This is a genomic window from Variovorax pasteuri, assembly GCF_051216435.1.
Lineage (GTDB): Bacteria > Pseudomonadota > Gammaproteobacteria > Burkholderiales > Burkholderiaceae_C > Variovorax.
Genome location: NZ_JBPJZS010000006.1, coordinates 1 through 18,587 on the forward strand (window position 1 = coordinate 1; position 18,587 = coordinate 18,587).

General features: G+C 63.3%; 15 protein-coding genes and 1 pseudogene. 13 read left to right on the plus strand and 3 right to left on the minus strand.

All coding sequences use genetic code 11. From position 1 onward, the window contains the following. Positions 1 to 72 precede the first annotated feature (72 nt). Complete coding sequence (locus ACSFBM_RS21280) at positions 73 to 846, minus strand: sulfatase-like hydrolase/transferase (RefSeq protein ID WP_435486455.1); 774 nt, start codon at positions 844 to 846, stop codon at positions 73 to 75. A gap of 87 nt (positions 847 to 933) precedes the next feature. Then, positions 934 to 1,809: a LysR family transcriptional regulator gene (locus ACSFBM_RS21285; RefSeq protein ID WP_435467436.1), complete on the minus strand. Its 876-nt coding sequence runs from the start codon at positions 1,807 to 1,809 to the stop codon at positions 934 to 936. Positions 1,810 to 2,242: 433 nt separating this feature from the next. Here ACSFBM_RS21285 and ACSFBM_RS21290 point away from each other — a divergent pair, with 433 nt between their 5' ends. The 7 genes and pseudogenes from ACSFBM_RS21290 (at position 2,243) to ACSFBM_RS21320 (ending at position 8,763) form a co-directional block, all read left to right on the plus strand. Further along, positions 2,243 to 3,208, plus strand: a complete 966-nt coding sequence (locus tag ACSFBM_RS21290; RefSeq protein ID WP_435467438.1) for an agmatinase — start codon at positions 2,243 to 2,245, stop codon at positions 3,206 to 3,208. A gap of 16 nt (positions 3,209 to 3,224) precedes the next feature. Continuing rightward, positions 3,225 to 4,019, plus strand: coding sequence for an ectoine/hydroxyectoine ABC transporter ATP-binding protein EhuA (ehuA, locus tag ACSFBM_RS21295; RefSeq protein ID WP_435486456.1), 795 nt, complete (start codon positions 3,225 to 3,227; stop codon positions 4,017 to 4,019). Positions 4,020 to 4,039: 20 nt separating this feature from the next. Beyond that, positions 4,040 to 4,867 (plus strand): ectoine/hydroxyectoine ABC transporter substrate-binding protein EhuB, encoded by an 828-nt coding sequence (ehuB, locus tag ACSFBM_RS21300; RefSeq protein ID WP_435486156.1) that lies wholly within the window; start codon positions 4,040 to 4,042, stop codon positions 4,865 to 4,867. Positions 4,868 to 4,897: 30 nt separating this feature from the next. Next, on the plus strand, positions 4,898 to 5,542 hold the full coding sequence (gene ehuC / locus ACSFBM_RS21305) for an ectoine/hydroxyectoine ABC transporter permease subunit EhuC (RefSeq protein WP_435467442.1): 645 nt from the start codon (positions 4,898 to 4,900) through the stop codon (positions 5,540 to 5,542). Next, a complete protein-coding gene (ehuD, locus tag ACSFBM_RS21310; protein ID WP_435467444.1) occupies positions 5,542 to 6,213 on the plus strand; it encodes an ectoine/hydroxyectoine ABC transporter permease subunit EhuD in 672 nt (223 codons plus the stop codon). Before ehuC ends, ehuD begins: the two co-directional genes overlap by 1 nt. 10 nt (positions 6,214 to 6,223) lie before the next feature. Then, positions 6,224 to 7,189: a DUF6282 family protein gene (locus tag ACSFBM_RS21315; protein ID WP_435486157.1), complete on the plus strand. Its 966-nt coding sequence runs from the start codon at positions 6,224 to 6,226 to the stop codon at positions 7,187 to 7,189. A gap of 490 nt (positions 7,190 to 7,679) precedes the next feature. Further along, a pseudogene (locus ACSFBM_RS21320) lies at positions 7,680 to 8,763 on the plus strand (IS630 family transposase). A gap of 293 nt (positions 8,764 to 9,056) precedes the next feature. Here ACSFBM_RS21320 and ACSFBM_RS21325 read toward each other — a convergent pair. Beyond that, positions 9,057 to 11,792, minus strand: coding sequence for a winged helix-turn-helix domain-containing protein (locus tag ACSFBM_RS21325; protein WP_435486158.1), 2,736 nt, complete (start codon positions 11,790 to 11,792; stop codon positions 9,057 to 9,059). Between the two features lie 167 nt (positions 11,793 to 11,959). Here ACSFBM_RS21325 and ACSFBM_RS21330 point away from each other — a divergent pair, with 167 nt between their 5' ends. Genes ACSFBM_RS21330 through ACSFBM_RS21355 form a run of 6 tightly spaced genes read left to right on the plus strand, consistent with a single transcriptional unit; the run spans position 11,960 to position 18,587 of the window. Then, positions 11,960 to 13,099 (plus strand): acyl-CoA dehydrogenase family protein, encoded by a 1,140-nt coding sequence (locus tag ACSFBM_RS21330; protein WP_435486159.1) that lies wholly within the window; start codon positions 11,960 to 11,962, stop codon positions 13,097 to 13,099. Between the two features lie 29 nt (positions 13,100 to 13,128). After that, complete coding sequence (locus ACSFBM_RS21335) at positions 13,129 to 14,316, plus strand: lipid-transfer protein (RefSeq protein WP_435486160.1); 1,188 nt, start codon at positions 13,129 to 13,131, stop codon at positions 14,314 to 14,316. Position 14,317: 1 nt separating this feature from the next. Continuing rightward, positions 14,318 to 15,490: an acyl-CoA dehydrogenase family protein gene (locus ACSFBM_RS21340; protein WP_435486161.1), complete on the plus strand. Its 1,173-nt coding sequence runs from the start codon at positions 14,318 to 14,320 to the stop codon at positions 15,488 to 15,490. 3 nt (positions 15,491 to 15,493) lie between these two features. Beyond that, complete coding sequence (locus tag ACSFBM_RS21345) at positions 15,494 to 16,618, plus strand: acyl-CoA dehydrogenase family protein (protein WP_435486162.1); 1,125 nt, start codon at positions 15,494 to 15,496, stop codon at positions 16,616 to 16,618. A 26-nt stretch (positions 16,619 to 16,644) separates the two neighbouring features. Continuing rightward, positions 16,645 to 17,637, plus strand: a complete 993-nt coding sequence (locus ACSFBM_RS21350) for a Bug family tripartite tricarboxylate transporter substrate binding protein (RefSeq protein WP_435486163.1) — start codon at positions 16,645 to 16,647, stop codon at positions 17,635 to 17,637. Positions 17,638 to 17,651: 14 nt separating this feature from the next. Further along, a complete protein-coding gene (locus tag ACSFBM_RS21355; RefSeq protein ID WP_435467460.1) occupies positions 17,652 to 18,587 on the plus strand; it encodes an SDR family oxidoreductase in 936 nt (311 codons plus the stop codon).

The window sequence follows — 18,587 nt, forward strand, 5'->3', positions numbered from 1 at the left end:
TGACTTGCTCGCGCGACTCGCCTTGGATGAATCGCTTCATGGGGCACCTCGCTCAGAACGGGTGCACCAATTTTAATTTTGGAAGAGCGGAACTGGCAGTCTTTTCACACAGCCTCGGCCGAAAACAGACTGTGCTCGGGCGCAAGCCGTGCTCTTCGATAAGTCGTGGCCGACCGCGTCCAGAATCGAGTTGTAGACGTCCACATGGCTGACTGCTGCGGTCTCCGTCTTGCTTGGCGTCGCGTTAGGTCCGCTGATGATCAGCGGAATTCCAACGGATTCCGAGTACATCGTGCTCTTGCCCCAAAGCCCGCGCGCGCCGGCGTTGTCGCCGTGGTCGCTGATGTAGATGATGTAGATGATGTAGATGATGTAGATGATGTAGATGATGTAGATGATGTAGATGATGTAGATGATGCGCGTATCGTCCACCAAGCCGGCTTCCTGCAGCGCCTCCAGGACTCGGCCGATGTTCGCGTCCAGATAGGAGATCAGGCCGTAGTAGCCGGCAAGCGCTCGCCGAACATCGCTCTCGTCCTTGAAGTGATTGTTGTAGCCGGAGAGGCGTGCATATTGCTGGATGAAGGGATGCGCCGACTCGTCGACGCCGAATCTGTACGCCTTGGGCATCTTGAGCGGCATGCCGCTGTACAGATCAAAGTACTCTGCCGGCACCGTCAAGGGGAAATGCGGTGCCACAAGTGAAACCATGAGAACCCACGGTTTCTCGTCCCCTCGGCTTCCAACCTCCTTCCCCTTCGATCTCAACCAAGCTGTCGCCGACTTGGTGATTTCCCCGTCGTAACGCGTGTAGTCCGAGTCGCCAGCCCTAGCGGACCGGAGCATGTTCGATCCATCGCCCCAGGGGCAGAGATCGGCGGAATTCAACACGCATTCGGCACTTTTGCGCGAAGGCGCTCCCAAACGGCGTTCTTATGTGTCGGCATGAAGGCCTCGAAGAATTTCGAGAAACAACTTCACGCGTTGCGTCAGTGGCCGCGACGCCTCGGTCATTGCGCAGATCGTGTTCTGAAATGCCGGTCCCTTGGGCACCAATTCGAGCGCGTGCCGCTTCGCCACAAGCTTGGCATAGTGTTCAGGGAGAAGACCGGCATAGTTGCCTGTGGCAATGAGCACGCCGATTGCCTCAAGCCCGCCAGCGTCCGGTCCGCGCTCGAAGCCGTATTCTGCGATCGCCTGTTCAACGAACGGGTGTGGACGGTAGACGAGCGGAAGCGAGCGTTTCCGCTCGGGCCCATCGGCTTTGGCGACATAGACGCGGTGCACTTCGACAAAGAGCTTCTGGTAGTCGAACACACGGTCCTTTTTGTACATACCACGGACCGCCACTTCGACCCGGCGTTCGCGCAACGCATCGTTCAGTTGGGCAAAGTTCATCACCGTCAGTGCCGGCTGTACATCCGAAGCTTGCCGTCGCAGTGCGGCCAGGGCCTCGGGGATTCGACAGTGATCGTGGGTGATGACGTGTTCGGTCATGCCGATGCACAGGGTGCCGGATAGCACCCCCCTCACCGCGTCAATTTCCGGGCGAATGAGCTCCAGCGACTTGATCGCCTTGGAGGCCAGATCGACGGCCACGGTGCCAGCGCTGCTGAGCTTGAACCCGCCCGGTCCGCGTTCGCAGAGCCGTACACCCAGACGCTCTTCAACCTCTCGGACGTGCCGGCTGATCGAAGCTTTTGACAGGTTGAGCCGATGCTCGGCGGCTGCAAAGCCACCTGCCTCAGCGACGGCGCAAAAGATGCGGAGCGAGCGCAGATCGCGCTCGTTGAAGTCCAGGCGGCTCATCTCGCAAAGTATCGCTTTTTGCAACCATAGCGTCAAAAGAATCGTTTTCCATTTGACAGGGTGATGACTACAGTCGGCGCATTCCTACACCCGTCGGCAAAAGGCAAATGACGAATCGCCCTCCACGTAACGCGATCAAGGCTGTGTTCGGGGCCTCGATTTCCGCTTGTTTGCCCAGTCCCGCGCTGGCAGAAGGCGGTGCTTTGTGGCCACAAGCGTCGGCATCGCTGAGAGCGCACACGCGGTTTGCGTCCAGTTGTTCGGTCGGCCTCGTCCGCCCGCTCGGCCTACCTGGAGCTTCTCGGTGTCACGGCTCTCATCCATTGGGGCTGCAGCGTGCTCATGAAGGAAGCGGCACTTCATGAATAAGAACTTGCGCCGCCCGAGCCGCTGCTGACTACACAAATTCGCCCCCTTAACGGAGAAACACCCCATGGAAACTTTGACAACTGCTCCGCGCGTCGGTCACGCAACATTGCTCTACTCGGAGCTTGTGACCGACCTCGAGAACCTGCGTGCGCATATCGCCATTCTCGGTATGCCCTTCGGTTCGGCTTACGGCGCGCGGTCCTTTACCAACGACCAGACCAACGCGCCGCAGGCCATTCGCGATGTCACTGATCGCATCGTGCGCGCTCCCGGCCACTACGACTTCGACATTGAAGGCCCGCTTCTGCAAGGCCGATCTGACATCCGCTTCGTCGACTGCGGCGATGTCATTCCGGATTTGAAACTGCCCGGCGACCACTACCGGCGCGTCGAACTGGCAGTGCGTCAGATCTTGAAAGGCGGCGGCCTCCCCATCATTCTTGGTGGCGATCACGGGATCACCACACCTGTTCTGCGAGCGTATGACCAGACAGGGCCGATTACTCTTGTGCACATCGATGCCCATCTGGACTGGCGGGACGAGGTCAATGGCGTCAAGGACGGCTTGTCCAGTCCTATCCGTCGCGCTTCAGAGATGCGGCATGTTGCGGGCATCGTGCAGATCGGTCTTCGCGCGCAAGGCAGCGGTCGACCTGAAGACTACGACACCGCAGTCCGCTACGGCGCGCAATTGATCAGCGCCTACGAGTTGCACGAGATTGGTATGGAGGCCGTGCTGGCGCGCATACCAGATGGTGGCAATTACTACCTCTCGATCGACGCCGATGGGATGGACCCCACGATCATGCCGGCCGTCGACGGGCCAGCGCCGGGTGGGGTGAATTTTGTGCAGGCACGCCAACTCATCCACGGCCTGGTCAAAAAGGGACGCGTTGTCGGCATGGACATTGTCGAGATTCAACCTTCAAAGGACAACGCAAGCAAGCTCACCTGCGTAACGGCTGGGCGTTTGATCGTCAATCTGATTGGGTCGGCCATCAAAGCCGGTTATTTCCCTCGTGAGCACTGATTCGTCTCCCCAGCCAGTGGCTGGGGCCCAACCGTTCATACGCTTTGATGGCGTAGTGAAGCGGTATGGGACTTCCGTAGTGCTGGACAACCTGCACCTTGGCATTCATGAGGGCGAGAAACTGTCGCTCATTGGCCCAAGCGGTTCCGGCAAGACGACGATCTTGCGGATTCTCATGACGCTCGAAAAAATCGAAGGCGGTCATGTATGGATCGAAGACAAGCCGCTTTGGCACATGCCCAAACAAGGGCAACTCGTACCGGCAGACGAACGGCATCTGGCGTTGATGCGCGCACAGATTGGAATGGTCTTCCAGCACTTCAACCTATTCCCTCACATGACGGCCCGCGAAAACATCTCGCGGCCTCAACGGATCGTGAAGGGAACGGACAAAGCGGTAGCTGACAAAATCGCGATGGAACTCTTGGATCGTGTGGGGCTCGCGGCCAAGGCTGACAACTACCCGTCAATGCTGTCAGGCGGTCAAAAACAGCGGGTCGCCATTGCGCGCGCACTGGCAATGCAGCCACGGATCATGTTGTTTGACGAGGTCACGTCAGCGCTCGATCCGGAAGTGGTCGACGAAGTTCTGCAAGTGCTTCGGAACATCTCGCGCGAAAGCCGTATGACGATGCTCATGGTGACCCATGAGATGAGCTTCGCCAGGGAATTCTCCGATCGGGTTCTCTTTCTTGACGGCGGAAAAATTGTTGAGCAGGGTCCGCCCGACCAGCTCTTCCACGCTCCTCGGGAGCCACGAACCAAATCTTTTCTGAAAAAGATCGCTGCCGCAGGGCATCGCGTTGACTAACCACCCACGGAGTTATCAAAATGCTGAAGTTCATTGCAGTCGCGCTCGCCGCGTTCCTATCCCTGTCTCCATCATTGACGGCAGCTCAAGCACAGCCTCAGGTAAAGGAGAAGATGAGCGTGGGCCTGGCCCACGAGCCTCCCTACACAAACTATCAGGCCGGCGGAACGCTGAGCGGTGCAGCACCGGATCTGCTCTTTCGCATCATGAAGGATTTCGGTGTCAAGGAACTCGATCCGAAAGTCCTGGAATTCGGCGCAATGATCCCCAGTCTCCAGGCTGGTCGCGTGGACGTGATCTCCACGGGTTTGTACATCAATCCGCAGCGCTGCAAGGCCGTGTTGTTCTCCGAGCCTGACCTGTGTACGACGGAGGGCTTTATCGTCGCCAAGGGCAACCCGAAGGCCATCAAGTCGTTCGCTGATGTGGCAGCGAACGAGAGCGTCCGTTACGGGGTCTGCGGAGGCTGTTCGGCAGAGAAGCGCGCTACGGAATCAGGGGTGCCGAGAAGCCGGATAACGGTTGCACCTGACCACCAGAGCGGAATCAAGATGCTGCTCGACGGCCGGATCGATGTGTACGCTGCGCCAGATTTGGCTTTGCGCTCTGCCGCTACCTCCATGGGCGTCATGGATCGCTTTGAAGTTCTGGTGGTTGCCAATGAGCCGGCCAAGTGTTCCGGTATCGCGTTCAGGACTGATCAGAAGGGCCTGCGTGATATGGTTGATCAAAAGCTCAAGGCGCTCAAAGACTCGGGCGAATACGACCAGATCGTTTCGAAGTACGGGTTTGATCCCAAGCTTGCCAAGGCGACCTCGCGGACAACCTTGTGCGGCGGCGCGAACTAAGCCGCTGAGGCGATCAAGCAGGAGCGTGCCATGGACATCCTCGCCAAATTTGCGCAAGCAACGTACGTAACCGTCCAGATCACGTTGGGCGCGGCTCTTCTTGCCTGGCTCGTATCGTTCGTTGCTGGCCTGTGCAAACTCTCAAGCTCACGATTCATCTCGTGGCCGGTCACAGGAATCGTGGAGGCGATCCGTGGCACTTCCTGCTACGTGCAACTGTTTTGGCTGTACTTCGTTCTGCCCTTGGTGGGTGTCGAGATCAGTGCGATGGCTGTCGCAATCCTTGCCATCGGGTTGAATATTGGCTGCTACGGTTCTGAGGTGGTGAGAAGCTCCATCCTTGCCGTTCCTCGCGGCCTGCGAGAGGCAGCGCGCGCGCTTAACATGAATGGCGTGCAGACGATGGTCAACGTCGTGATACCCAATGCGTTTCCGCGCATGCTCCCGCCCATGTGCAACCTCATGGTCGATCTTCTGAAGATCACGCCGATCGTGTCACTAGTGACGATCGCGGATCTGACTTTCTTGGGTCAGATCTACCGGCAGGAGACGGGAAGTCCCTTGAAGGGGTTCGGCATTCTGATGGTGATTTACTTCTTGCTGTCCACCCTCATCATTCATGCGTTCAAGCGCTTGGAGATCTGGGCGAGCAAGGGTTTCGAAGGAACACGATGATGATGTTGTGGGACCCTCAAACGGCAGCAGAAGTGTTGCCGCGCCTAATGCGAGGACTGGTCGTCACCGCACAGGTAACCTTCTTTGCCACGATCTTGGCCCTGTGCGTCGGGCTATTTCTGGCGGTTGTATCGCGATCCTCCTCGTCGCTGGTGAGGAGATCCGCCTACGGGTTTATGGAGGCGATCCGGCGCACGCCGCTGTTGATCCAACTTTTCTTCGCGTTCTACGTCTTGCCTGAGGTCGGCGTTCGGCTGGAGCCGGTCGTCTGCGGCGTACTGGTTCTTGGCCTGCACATCGGCTGCTACATGGCCGAGGTTTACAGGGCGGGAATTGACGGCGTGAACCGTGGGCAGTGGGAGGCAGCAAGAGCACTGAATTTTTCAACGTACAGGCAATGGACAGCCGTCGTCTTGCCTCAGGCCATTCCGCCTATGGTTCCCGCCTTGGGAAACTACTTGATCATGATGTTCAAGGAAAGCGCGTTGCTCTCGGCGATCGCAGTGCTCGACCTGATGGGTGAGGCGCGTGTCTTCTCAAATGAGAGCTACCGCTACGTCGAGGCCATGACGTTGGTAGGCGCCATTTATCTGGCGATCAGCATTCCAAGTGCGGTCGCTGTTCGGTATCTTGAGCACAAAATTTCTCGGTTCAACGGTTCTGCCGGCTAGCGATCCCATCATGTTTGATTCCTACAGCCAAGCACACGATCTCCTCGCGCGGATTGGCGTCGTGGAGACCCACTACCACGTGGGGCCCGAGCTGGTTGCCCGTCGCTACGACGTGCAATCGCTTGCCGAAGCCGCGCGCCCGTTCGGAGCTGCGCTGGTGCTGAAAAATCACACCTTCTCCACCACTCCTCTTGCCGCTCTGGCGCGTGCCCGCCACGGTGTCAGGTTCTATGGTGGCGTCGTCCTCAACAGCTATGTTGGTGGGCTCAATCCCGCTGCAGTGTCGAGTGCGGTGTCAGGCAACAAGGCGGATGTGCAAGGTAGGCAGCCGGATGACGCACCAATCGTCGTCTGGATGCCGACTGTTGATGCCGTGTCGCATGTGAAAGTCCATGGTTTCGGGTTTGATCCGAACTGGTCGGGTTGTTGTGGATCGGAGCCTGCCAAGTTTTCTGCAGATGACCTTGGCGGACAAAGGCCGGTTGTCGTATTTGCTGAAGATTTGCGCCCTATGCCCGAGCTGATCGAAGTCTTGAAGACCATTGCCCGGCACAACTGCGTGCTGGCCACAGGGCATCTTTCCGCTGCCGAGGTTATGCAGCTTGTGCCGCTGGCCATTTCGTTGGGCGTCAAAAGAGTCATCGTCACCCACCCGCATTATCCCTCGGTCGGACTGACTGACGATCAGCTGTGCGCGCTCGTCAAGCACGACGGCGTGTACGTCGAGCACTGTTTTGCGATCCATACCCAGGATGGTGTGCAGCTCGAAGCTTTCGCGGATTCGATCCGCGCCACGGGACATGAGCGGGTGTTGTTGTCGACAGATTTCGGCCAGGTTAACAGCGATACGTTCCCAGCGGGTACGGTGATTTATGCCTTGGAACTGGGAAAACTGTTGCGTGGCGCAATGGACACGTCCGAATTCCTCTCGATGTTTTCTGCAAACGGGTTTGCCGCGTTAGGGATTGAGCAATAGGCGGAAAACCACCGGAACCTGAGGCCTGCCTTATCAAGGCTGCGCGCATGCATACATGATTGTCCATCGAGCAAGCCGCACACAGGTGTGCAGACCGTTGAACATCATCCAAGAGGGGGCTTGCAAAAGGCGTCGGGGCCATACATGCACAAGTACATCCGCAGCATGCGCTCCAATCGCACTGACGGTCGACTGTTGCCCGTCTTCGGATAGTGCGGACTCGATCACGCAGCAGAGCTGTGCCCACGGAACGATCTGCTCTATCGTCGCCTGGAACGTGTCACGCTTTGTCGCCCTGTGGTACTTCGCGTACTGCGCGTTCTCTTCGGCGGCCATAGCAAGGTTCTGTTGCTGCATGCAAAGCAGACGCAGATCGCATGCCAACAGGGGACTTGATCAGCGCAGCCCTAGTGTTGTGAGTTAGAAGTTCGTTGAACTACTCGTGATCGCCAGGGTCTCTCGTGTACCGTGTGTACCCGACGAGGCAGCAATGAGCGGAAGATCTAAAGCGACACTGGTTCTGACAGATGCGGAGCGCGAAGAGCTCAAGGCGCTGACGCTGCGACGCAAGACAGCGCAGGCCCTGGCGCTGCGAGCGCGCATCGTGCTGGCCTGCGCCGACGGACAGGACAATAAGGTGGTTGCAGCACGCCAGTGCGTCACACCGCAGATGGTGAGCAAGTGGCGAGCACGGTTTGTCGAACAACGTCTGGATAGCCTGTTGGACGCGCCGCGCTCTGGTGCGCCAAGAACCATTGACGATGCCCGCGTTGACGCGGTGATCGCCAAGACGCTGGAGAGCGTGCCGCGCGGCGCGACGCACTGGAGTACGCGCACCATGGCCAGCGCGAGCGGGCTTTCGCAGACGGCCGTCTCGCGCATCTGGCGCGCCTTCGGCCTGCAGCCGCACCGCCAGGAGACGTTCAAGCTGTCGACCGACCCGATGTTTGTCGAGAAGGTGCGACATCGTCGGGCTGTACATGGATCCGCCCTTGATGGCGATGGTGCTGTGCGTGGACGAGAAGAGCCAGATCCAGGCTCTGGATCGCACACAGCCCTTACTGCCGCTTGCCCCCGGCATTCCCGAGCGGCGCACCCACGACTACGAACGTCACGGCACAACCACGCTGTTCGCAGCCCTGGACATCGCTACAGGCTCGGTCATTGGCCAGATGCATCGGCGCCACCGCAGCGGCGAGTTCCTGCAATTCTTGCGAACCGTCGAGGCCAGCGTGCCAGCGGTGCTGGACATCCATTTGGTCATGGACAACTACGGCACACACAAGACGGCTTCGATCAGATCATGGCTGGCCCGACATCCGCGCATTCACGTGCACTTCACGCCGACTTCGGCGTCGTGGCTGAACCAGGTCGAGCGCTGGTTTGCAACGCTCACGCAGCGCTGCATTCGTCGAGGCACGCATCGCTCCACGCGACAGCTCGAGCAGACCATCCGGGAGTACTTGGACATCAACAACGCCAAGCCGAAGCCCTTCATATGGTCGAAGACTGCCGACGACATTCTTGCCAGCGTCGAGAGGTTTTGTCTGCGAACTTCTAACTCACCACACTAGGGGCGTTGCACTTCCGGTTGCTACTGGCCTGGTGTTAGCGCCAGGCCAATCGTGACCAGCAGAGGTGCTCGGCGCCGAGAAAATTCGTGGCATAGCCATCGTGGCACGGGCGCAGTAGCGAAAGACATATCGCAGTTCATTCGGTATGAGAAACTCATTCCCATCTCTCCTTCTTTGCGCGTAGGTGCCTCCGCGCTTGTCTTCTTTGCAACGGAAGCCGCCTTCAACGTCGGCACAACCAACATCTGCAATCAGTCTGATTCAGACATCCCAGTGCAGAAACGAGAAGGCCCCTATCCCTGCCTCCCCCGCATCCACGCCACGGCCTCATCCCGCCCCGCCACCCCCAGCTTCGCGTAGATGTTCTTCAGATGCCACTTCACGGTGTCAGTGGACAGTCCCAGCGCCAGCGCGATCTTCTTGTTGGGCATCGCCTGCGCCAGCAAACTCAGCACATCGCGTTCGCGTTCGCTCAACGGCTCAACGGGGCTCCTGGAGGTATCGGGCGCTACGCCCGCCGAGGCCATTGCATCGGAAGGCACGAGCACCTGCCGCCCGTACTGCGCCTGCGCCAGGCGCTCCGCATAGAAGCCGAGCACCGGGTCCAGCAACGCGTCCTTGGCGACTTCCGAAACCAGCGTCATCACGGCCGGGTCTGCGTCGAGCAGGCTGCGCACCAGGCCCAGCCGGTGTCCGCTGCGCAAGGCTGCCAGCGTGTATTCCCTCGCGGCATCCGCCCTGCCCCGCCGCCGCTCGATCAATGCCTGCAGCAGCTTCATCTGCGCGACCAATCGCTGTCTTCCGCGCAGTTCGATGTTCGCCATCAGCACGTCGATTCTGCGCGCCGCATCGTCCGTGTCGCCGCGGACCATGGCCCAGCGGATGCGTGCGCGCTCCACTACCACGGCGATTTCGCCAAGTGCGCTGTGCACGGCATCGGCATGCCGCGCGTCGATCTCGTTCGCGCGCAATAACGCTGCCTCCGCAGCGGCCGGATCGCCCATCTGCAAACGGTAGTGCACCTGCATCGTCAGGCTGTGGACCAGCAAGCGGTCCAGGCCCAGCGCGGCGCTGTAGTCTTCCAGCCGCTCGAGGTAGGACATGCCTTCCAGTCTGCGCCCGGCGACCCAGTGGGCCGCCGCCAGAGAGCGGTGCACGCGCAGCACCGAGTCGGGAATGGACACGCGCTCCAGCGCGTCCACGCGGTCTTCGAGCAGCGCGAGCGCGGCCTCGGTCTCGCCGTGTTCGTACAGCACCTCGCCCAGCAGCGCCGTCGACAAGTAGGTGGCATCGACGCATGCGCTTCCACCTTCATTGGCCTCGCGCAGCACCTCGCGGTAGATGCGCTCGGCCTGTGTCATGCGGCCTTCCATGGCGTAGCTCAGGCCGACCAGGCTTCGGCCCTGCAGCGTGCCCGACGAGCTGCCGCGCAGCGACTCTCCGTCGATCAGGCGAATCGGGTTGTCTTGCTGCACGCGGCGCGCGCGCTCGTAGTCGCCGCGGTGCATGTACAGCCAGGACAGGATGTTGTCGCGTGCCCCCGTTGCCAGCGCGTCCGCGCCTTCGGGCGCCGACTGCAGGCGCGGCAGCAGCGCCATGGCAGCGTCGGTGTCGTCGCGCTGCAAAGCCAGCGAGGCTTCGAGCAGCGTGAGCCAGTAGTGGCTGATGGCGTCGTCCGGCGGAATGTCCGGCCGCAGGCGCGCGATGTTGGCGGAAAAGGCATCCAGCTCCCGCGCGAACAGCTCGATGCGGATCATCCACAACCGCAGCCCGATGCGCGCCTGCACTTCGGCGGGCGGCAGCTGGCGCACCAGGCCGATCAGCTTGCGCAGTTCGCCGCGCACGGCCAGGCCATGGGCAGACTTTTCCACCAGCGCCGCAGCGGCCGCGCCCTCGCCCGCCGCGACGGCCTGGCGCACCGCCTCGTCGATGAGGCCATGGTCGCGAAACCACTGCCAGGCGATGCGGTGCACCTCGCGTTGCCCGGCTTCGCTGCGCTGCCTCAAGCGCCCGCGCAGCGTTTCGCGCAGCAGCGGGTGCAGGCGAAACCAGGTCTCGCGCTCGGCGCTGGTTTCGATCGGCACGATGAACAGGTTCTCGGCTTCCAGCCGCGCCAGCAACGGTGCCATGGCGGCGTCGTCCACGGGCCGGCCCAGCAAGACCGCGCACAGCGGTGCGCAAAAGCGGCTGCAGGCCGACACGCTGATCAGCAATTCGAGATCGGCCGGCGCCAGGCGCGACAGCACTTCTTTCTCGAAATAGGCGGCAAAGGCCTGCGGGTCTTGCACGTGCGCGCGCACGAAGTCGCCCGGCACCTGGCCCGCGCCCAGCTCCCGCCGGCGCTTCTTCCAGTTGATGGCCAGCAATTGCAGGCCGGCGGCCCAGCCATCACACAGCTCGTGCAGGGCCAAGGCGTCTCGCGGCGCGATGCTGCCCAGTTGCGACTGCAGGAAGCGTTCGGATTCGGCCGGAGAAAAGCGCAGGTCGCGCACGTCGATCTCCAGCACCTGGCCCTCGGCGCGCAGGCGATCCAGCGACAGCGGCAGCGCTGCGCGCGAGGCGATGGCCAGATGCAGGTTGGCCGGGGCGTAGTCCAGCAGCCACTGCAGCGCCTCGTGGATGCGCTCATCCATCAGGTGCTGCAGATCGTCCAGCACCAGCACCAGTTCGCGCGGATGAGCGGCAATGCCGCGCACCAGGGCAATCAGGGCACGCTCCACGGCTTCGCTGTCGACACCGCGACCGGCGTAGTCGGCCGCCTCCTGCGTGGCGACCGGCGCCACATGCGCCACGCTGGCCAGCAGGTAGTCGAGCAGGCGGGTGGGCTCGTTGTCCTCGGGAGTCAACGTGAACCAGGCCACGTCGAAGCCCAGCGGCAGCAGCGCCTGGCGCCAGGCGACCAGGGTGGTGGTCTTGCCGCAGCCGGCCGGGCCCTGCAGCACCACGCAACGGCGGCGGCGCCCCTCCATCAGCCGGGCCAGCAATGCCTCTCGCGCCACCGCGCGCACGGCGCTGCGGGGCGGGACCATTTTGGTGGTGACCAGGGCCTTGAGCGCGGAGGCTTCAGGCGAGCGCGAATGGGAATGTGGCTTGTTCTGCATGTCTCTGCCCGGCATTGTGGCGCGCTGCCACCCGATCGGGGTAGTGGGGTTGCGAGGGGGGACTCCCAGAATTGCGCCAAGACAAGGAGCCCCCCGTGAATATCAACCGCACCGTCTACCGCGACGATCACGAGATGCTGCGCGACACCGCACGGCGATTTTTCGAACGCGAATGCCTGCCGCGCCAAGCCGCGTGGGACGCGGCCGGCCGCACCGACCGCGAAACCTGGCTCAAGGCCGGCCGCGAGGGCCTGCTGTGCGTCACAGTGCCGACCGAGTACGGCGGCGGCGGCGGCGATTTCGGCCACTCCTGCGTGCTGGCCGAAGAGCTGCACCGCTCGGGCGTCTCGGGCTTCAGCCTGTCGGTGCACTCGGACATCACCGCGCCCTACATCGTGCGCTTCGGCACCGAGGAACAAAAGCAACGCTGGCTGCCCAAGATCTGCCGCGGCGAAACCATCATGGCCATTGCCATGACCGAACCGGGCACTGGCTCCGATCTGAAATCCATCCGCACCAGCGCCGTGCGCGACGGCGACGAATACATCATCAACGGCAGCAAGACCTTCATCAGCAACGGCCTGAACTGCGACATGGTGCTGGTGGCCTGCAAGACCGACCCCAACGCCGGCAGCAAGGGCGTGAGCCTGATCATGGTCGAGACCGACCGCGCGGGCTTTCGTCGCGGGCGCAAGCTCGACAAGGTGGGACAGCCGGCCGCCGACACCACCGAGCTGTTCTTCGACAACGTGCGCGTGCCGGTCGACAACCTGCTGGGCGAAGAGAACAAAGGCTTCGTCTGCCTGATGCAGGAGCTGGCGCAGGAGCGCCTGATCATCGCCGTGTACAGCGTCGCCAAGCTCGAACGCCTGCTGGAGCAGACGCTCGAATACGTGAAGGAGCGCAAAGCCTTCGACGGCATGGTGTGGGACTTCCAGAACACCAAGTTCAAGCTGGCCGACATCAAGACGCAAGCGGTGGCGGCCCGCACGCTGGTCGACTACTACATCGGCGAGCACATGCGCCGGCGCATCAGCGTGCAAGAGGCGGCAATTGCCAAGCTCTTCGCCACCGAGACGCTGTGGAAGTGCATCGACGACATGGTGCAGCTGCACGGCGGCTACGGTTACATGCTGGAGTACCCGATTGCCCGCGCCTTCACCGACTACCGCATCACGCGCGTGTTCGGCGGCAGCAACGAAACGCAACGCGACCTCATCTCCAGAAAACTCTGAACTCAACGCCCTCACAGGACAAGCACCACATGACCGAAAAAGTAATCGTCGCCGGCGTCGGCATGATCCCCTTCGCCAAGCCGGGCAAGAGCCTGAGCTACACAGAGATGGGCGCCGAGGCCACGCGCCGCGCGCTGGCCGATGCGGGCATCGGCTACGGCGCGGTGCAGGAAGCCTACGTGGGCTACGTCTACGGCGACTCCACCTCGGGCCAGACGGCGCTGTACGAGGTCGGCATGACCGGTATCCCGGTCGTCAACGTCAACAACAACTGTTCGACCGGCTCCACCGCGCTGTACCTTGCGCGCAAGGCCATCGCTTCGGGCGACGCGGATTGCGTGCTGGCGCTGGGCTTCGAGCAGATGCAGGCCGGCGCCCTCAAGTCGCACTGGGACGACCGCCCGCCCACGCGCGAGCGCTTCCTGCCGGTGCTGCGCGGCCTGACGGCCGACATGGACGGCATGCCGCAGGCCCTGCGCACCTTCGGCGGCGCCGGCCGCGAATACATGGAGCGCTACGGCTGCAGCATGGAGACCTTCGCCGCGGTGCGCGCCAAGGCCAGCCGCCATGCGGCCAACAACCCACTGGCCCTGTTTCGCAAGATCGTGACGACCGAAGAAGTCATGAACGACACCGTGCTGCTGCCCGGCGTGATGACGCGCCTGATGGCCTGCCCGCCCACCTGCGGCGGCGCAGCGGCGCTGCTGGTGTCGGAGCGCTTCGCGAAGAAGCACGGACTGCGCACCGACGTGCAGATCCTCGCGCAGGCCATGGCCACCGATCCGGTGCAGTCGTTCGAGCCGCCGTCGATGCTGAGCTGGATCGGCACGCACATGACGCACGCCGCCGTCATGCGCGTGTACGAGGCGGCCGGTGTCGGCCCCGAGGACATCGACGTGTGCGAGCTGCACGACTGCTTCGCGCAGAACGAAGTCATCAGCTACGAGACCCTGGGCTTCTGCCCCGAAGGCGGCGCCGAGAAGTTCGTCAACGACGGCGACAACACCTACGGCGGCAAGGTCGTCGTCAACCCCTCGGGCGGCCTGCTGTCCAAGGGACACCCGCTGGGCGCCACCGGCCTGGCGCAGTGCTACGAGCTGACGCACCAACTGCGCGGCAGCGCGGACCAGCGCCAGGTCGAAGGTGCGCGGCTGGGGCTGCAGCACAACGTGGGCCTGGGCGGTGCCTGCGTCGTGACGCTCTACGGCAAGAACTGACATGGACTTGCAGCTCAGCCCGGGCGAACTCGCCTTTCGCGACGAGGTCCGCGCCTTCATCGGCGCGCGCCTGCCCGCTGACATCCGCGCGCGCCTGCGCCGTGGCCATGCGCCGCGCAAGCAGGACACCGTGGCCTGGCAGCGCATCCTTCACGAGCGCGGCTGGGCTGCGCCGCATTGGCCTGCCGAGTACGGTGGCGCCGGCCTGGGCACCACCGAGCGGCTGATCCTGCTCGAAGAACTGCAGCGCGCCGGGGCGCCCCTGCCGCTGCCCTTCAACATCGCGATGCTCGGCCCGGTGCTGCTGCGCTTTGGCACCGAAGCGCAGAAGCGCTTTTTTCTGCCCCAGCTCGCGCGGCTCGACCTGTGGTTTTGCCAGGGCTTCTCGGAACCGGATTCGGGCTCTGACCTGGCCTCGCTGCGCACGCGCGCGGTGCGCGATGGCGATCACTACGTCGTCGATGGCCAGAAGATCTGGACCACCTCGGCCCATCACGCCGACTGGATTTTCGCGCTGGTGCGAACGGAGCAGACGGCGCGCAAGCAGGACGGCATCTCCTTCCTGCTGATCGACATGAAGACGCCGGGCGTTTCAGTGCGGCCGATCGTCTCCATCGACGGCCAGCAGCATCTCAACGAAGTCTTCTTCGACAAGGTGCGCGTGCCGCTCGCCAACCTCGTCGGCGAGGAAGGCCGTGGCTGGGACTGCGCCAAGTACCTACTGGCAAGCGAACGTACCAACATCGCCAACGTGGGCCTGTGCTGGGAGCGCCTGGACGCCGCCCGCGAACTCGCGGCGGCCACGCGTCAGGGCGACAAGTGCCTGCTCGACGACCCCAAGCTGGCCACCGACATCGCCGAGCTGGGCGCGGAAATCCGCGCGCTGGAGCTGACCAACTGGCGCTTCCTTCTCGACCCCGAGATCGGGCGCAAGAACCCGGGCTTTGCCTCGGTGCTCAAGCTCAAGGGCTCGGAGCTGATGCAGTCGCTGACCACGCTGATCGCGCGCATTGCCGGCCCCAGCGGGCTGGAGCGCTGCGACGCGGAAGGCGATGCCGCGCTGCATCCACTGGCGGCCGCAGCCCCACGCTATTTCTTCTACCGCGCAGCCACCATCTACGGCGGCTCCAGCGAGGTCCAGAAGGACATTCTGGCCAAGACGCTCCTGGGATAAGCCATGCAATTCGATCTGAACGAAGACCAGCAGGCGCTGGCACAAAGCCTGTCGCGGCTGCTGGACGACCACTACGGTTTTGAGAAGCGCCGCGCCATCGCCCATTCGCCAGCCGGTTGGAGCGAAGCGGCCTGGGGCCAGCTCGCCGAACTGGGCGTGACGACGCTGGGCATTCCCGAAGCCTTCGGCGGCCTGGGCGGTGGCGCGGGCGACCGGCTGCCGGTGATGCAGGCCTTCGGCCGCGCGCTGCTGCTCGAACCGTATCTGGCCTCCAGCGTGCTCGCGGCGACGGCCGTGCTGTCGGCCGGCAGCGAGGCGCAGAAAGACCGCCTGCTGCCTTCTCTGGCTCAAGGCGGCATGCGGATGGCCTGGGCACATGACGAAGCGCAGGGGCGCCACGCGCCGCTGTGGGTCGAGACCCGTGCGCGGCGCGATGGCGACCGGTGGCGTCTCGATGGCACCAAGTCGCTTGTACTTCACGCGGGTGCGGCGAGCCGTTTCGTGGTGAGCGCGCGTGTGAGCGGCGAGCCGGCCGACGCAGACGGCCTGGCGCTCTTTCTCGTCGATGCCGCCGATGCGACGCTGCGCACCTATCGCCTGATCGACGACACGCCGGCCGGCGAACTCACCCTTGACGGTGCCACCGCCGAACCCTTGGGCGACGCCGCAGACCACGCACGCGCCGCAGCCGCCATCCACGCCACCGTCGCCGCCGGCACCGCCGCCGTCTGCGCCGACATGGTCGGCACCATGGAGGCGGCCTTTGCGCTTACCACCGCCTACGTCAACACACGCAAGCAGTTCGGCCGACTGATCGGCGAGTACCAGGCGCTGCGCCATCGCGTGGCCGAGATGGCCGTCGCGCTCGAGATGGCGCGCAGCATGGCGATTGCCGCGGCGGTGGCGGTCGACGACCCGGCCTCGGCCCACGCCGCCACCGACCTGCCGCGCGCCAAACTGGCCATCGGCCGCCACGCGCGGGCGCTGTGCCAGCAGGCGATTCAGTCGCACGGCGGCATCGGCATGACCGAGGAATACGCCGTCGGCCACTGCCTGCGCCGCATCCACGTACTCGACCAGCTGTTCGGCGACGTGGATGCGCAGGCCGCGCGCCTCGCCCGCATGTAGTTCAAATCCCCAGGAGACAAAAAAGCATGAAACGCCTCAAGACCTTCCGCCTGATGGGCGCCGCACTGACTTCGTTGTTGGCCCTCGCCCTGCCTCTGCAGCAAGCACAGGCCTCCGACGCCTTCCCGTCGCGCCAGGTGCGCTTCATCGTTCCCTTGGGCCCGGGCAGCGGCTCGGACACGATCACGCGGCTGGTCGCCAAGCTCGTCATGCCAGAGCTCGGTGGCCAGTCCACCTTCATCGAGAACAAGCCGGGCGCAGACTCGGTGCTGGCGGTACAGACCCTGCTGACTTCACCGGCCGACGGCTACAGCGTGCTCATGCTCTCGCCTTCGTCGATGGTGATCAACCCGCTGATCAACGACAACCTGCCTTACGACGCGCAGAAAGATCTGCGGCCCCTGGCCACCATGCTGCGCAGCGCGGCGGTGCTGGTGACCGGCGCCAATTCGCCCTACAAGACCTACGCCGAAGCCATGGCAGCGGCCAGGAAGAGCCCCAAGAACGTGAGCATGGCCAGCTACAGCAACCACTACCGCATCGGCTCACTGATGCTGCAGCACGGCGCGGGCGTCGAGTTCAACTACATCCCCTACAAGTCGCCCGGGCAGGTCCAGAGCGACCTGATGGGTGGCCAGGTCGATCTGGCCCTGCTCGACATCGGTGGCGCGTTGCCGCTGATCGCTGCGGGCAAGGTGCGGCCGCTGGCAGTGACCGGCAAGGAACGCCACCCCAAGCTGCCCAACGTGCCCACGGTGCGCGAGAGCGGCCTGCCGAACTACGACCTGTACGTATGGATCGGCCTGGGCGTTGCCGCCAAGACGCCCGAGCCTGCCGTCAAGACACTGGAAGCGGCACTTCTGAAAGCCATGTCGCAGCCGGAGTTCCGCACGTACGTGACGGAGACTGCGGGCGCGGAAGTGTTCACCGTCGGTGGCAAGGAAATGGGCGAAATGATTACCTCGGAAAGAGCGCGCTATCGCGCCCTTTCCAAGCAAGTAGATCTTTCGCAGAAATGATGGAGCCATTGGAAATGAAGCAGCTTTGCAAGGACCGCGTGGTCGTGATCACCGGCGCAGGCCGTGGCATCGGCCGCGAGTACGCACTCGAATTCGCGCGCCAGGGCGCCAAGGTCGTGGTCAATGACCTCGGCGGGCGCGGCGACGGCAGCCCCGGCTCGGCCATCAGCCCGGCGCTGGAAGTTGTGGCCCTGATCGAAGCCCTGGGTGGACAGGCCATTGCCAACGGCGACGACGTGGCCGACTGGGCCGGCGCCAAACGCATGATCGACGCGGCCATCGACACCTTCGGCGGGCTCGACGTGCTGGTCAACAACGCCGGCATCCTGCGAGACCGCACACTGGTTAACATGGACGAGGAAGACTGGGACGCTGTGATCCGCGTGCACATGCGCGGCACCTTCGCGCCCTCTCGGCACGCGGCGGCCTACTGGCGCAGCGAATCGAAGGCGGGCCGCCAGCGCGACGCGCGGATCATCAACACCAGTTCGTCCTCTGGCCTGTACTGCAATGCCGGCCAGTCGAACTACGGCGCGGCCAAGGCCGGCATCGCCGCCCTGTCGGTGATTGCCTCGCGCGAGCTGGACCGCTACGGTGTGACGGTGAACGCCATCTACCCGACCGCCATGAGCCGCCTGACAGAAGACATCTTCGCCAGCCCCAAGTGGCAGGCGATCCGCAACGAGGCGCCCGACTTCGATCCACTGGACCCTTCGAACGTTGCGCCGCTGGTGGCGTGGCTGGGCAGCAGCGAGTCGCGCGACATCACCGGGCGTGTGTTCGGCGCACGCGGTGGCCGCATCACGGTGGCCGAGGGCTGGCACGCCGGCCCGCGCATCGAGAAGCAAGGGCGCTGGACGGTCGAGGAACTCGGTGGTCTGATCCCTGAGCTGGTGAAAAAGGCCGCGCCCAACGCGCTGACCACCGGCGAGATTCCCACGGAGAACTAG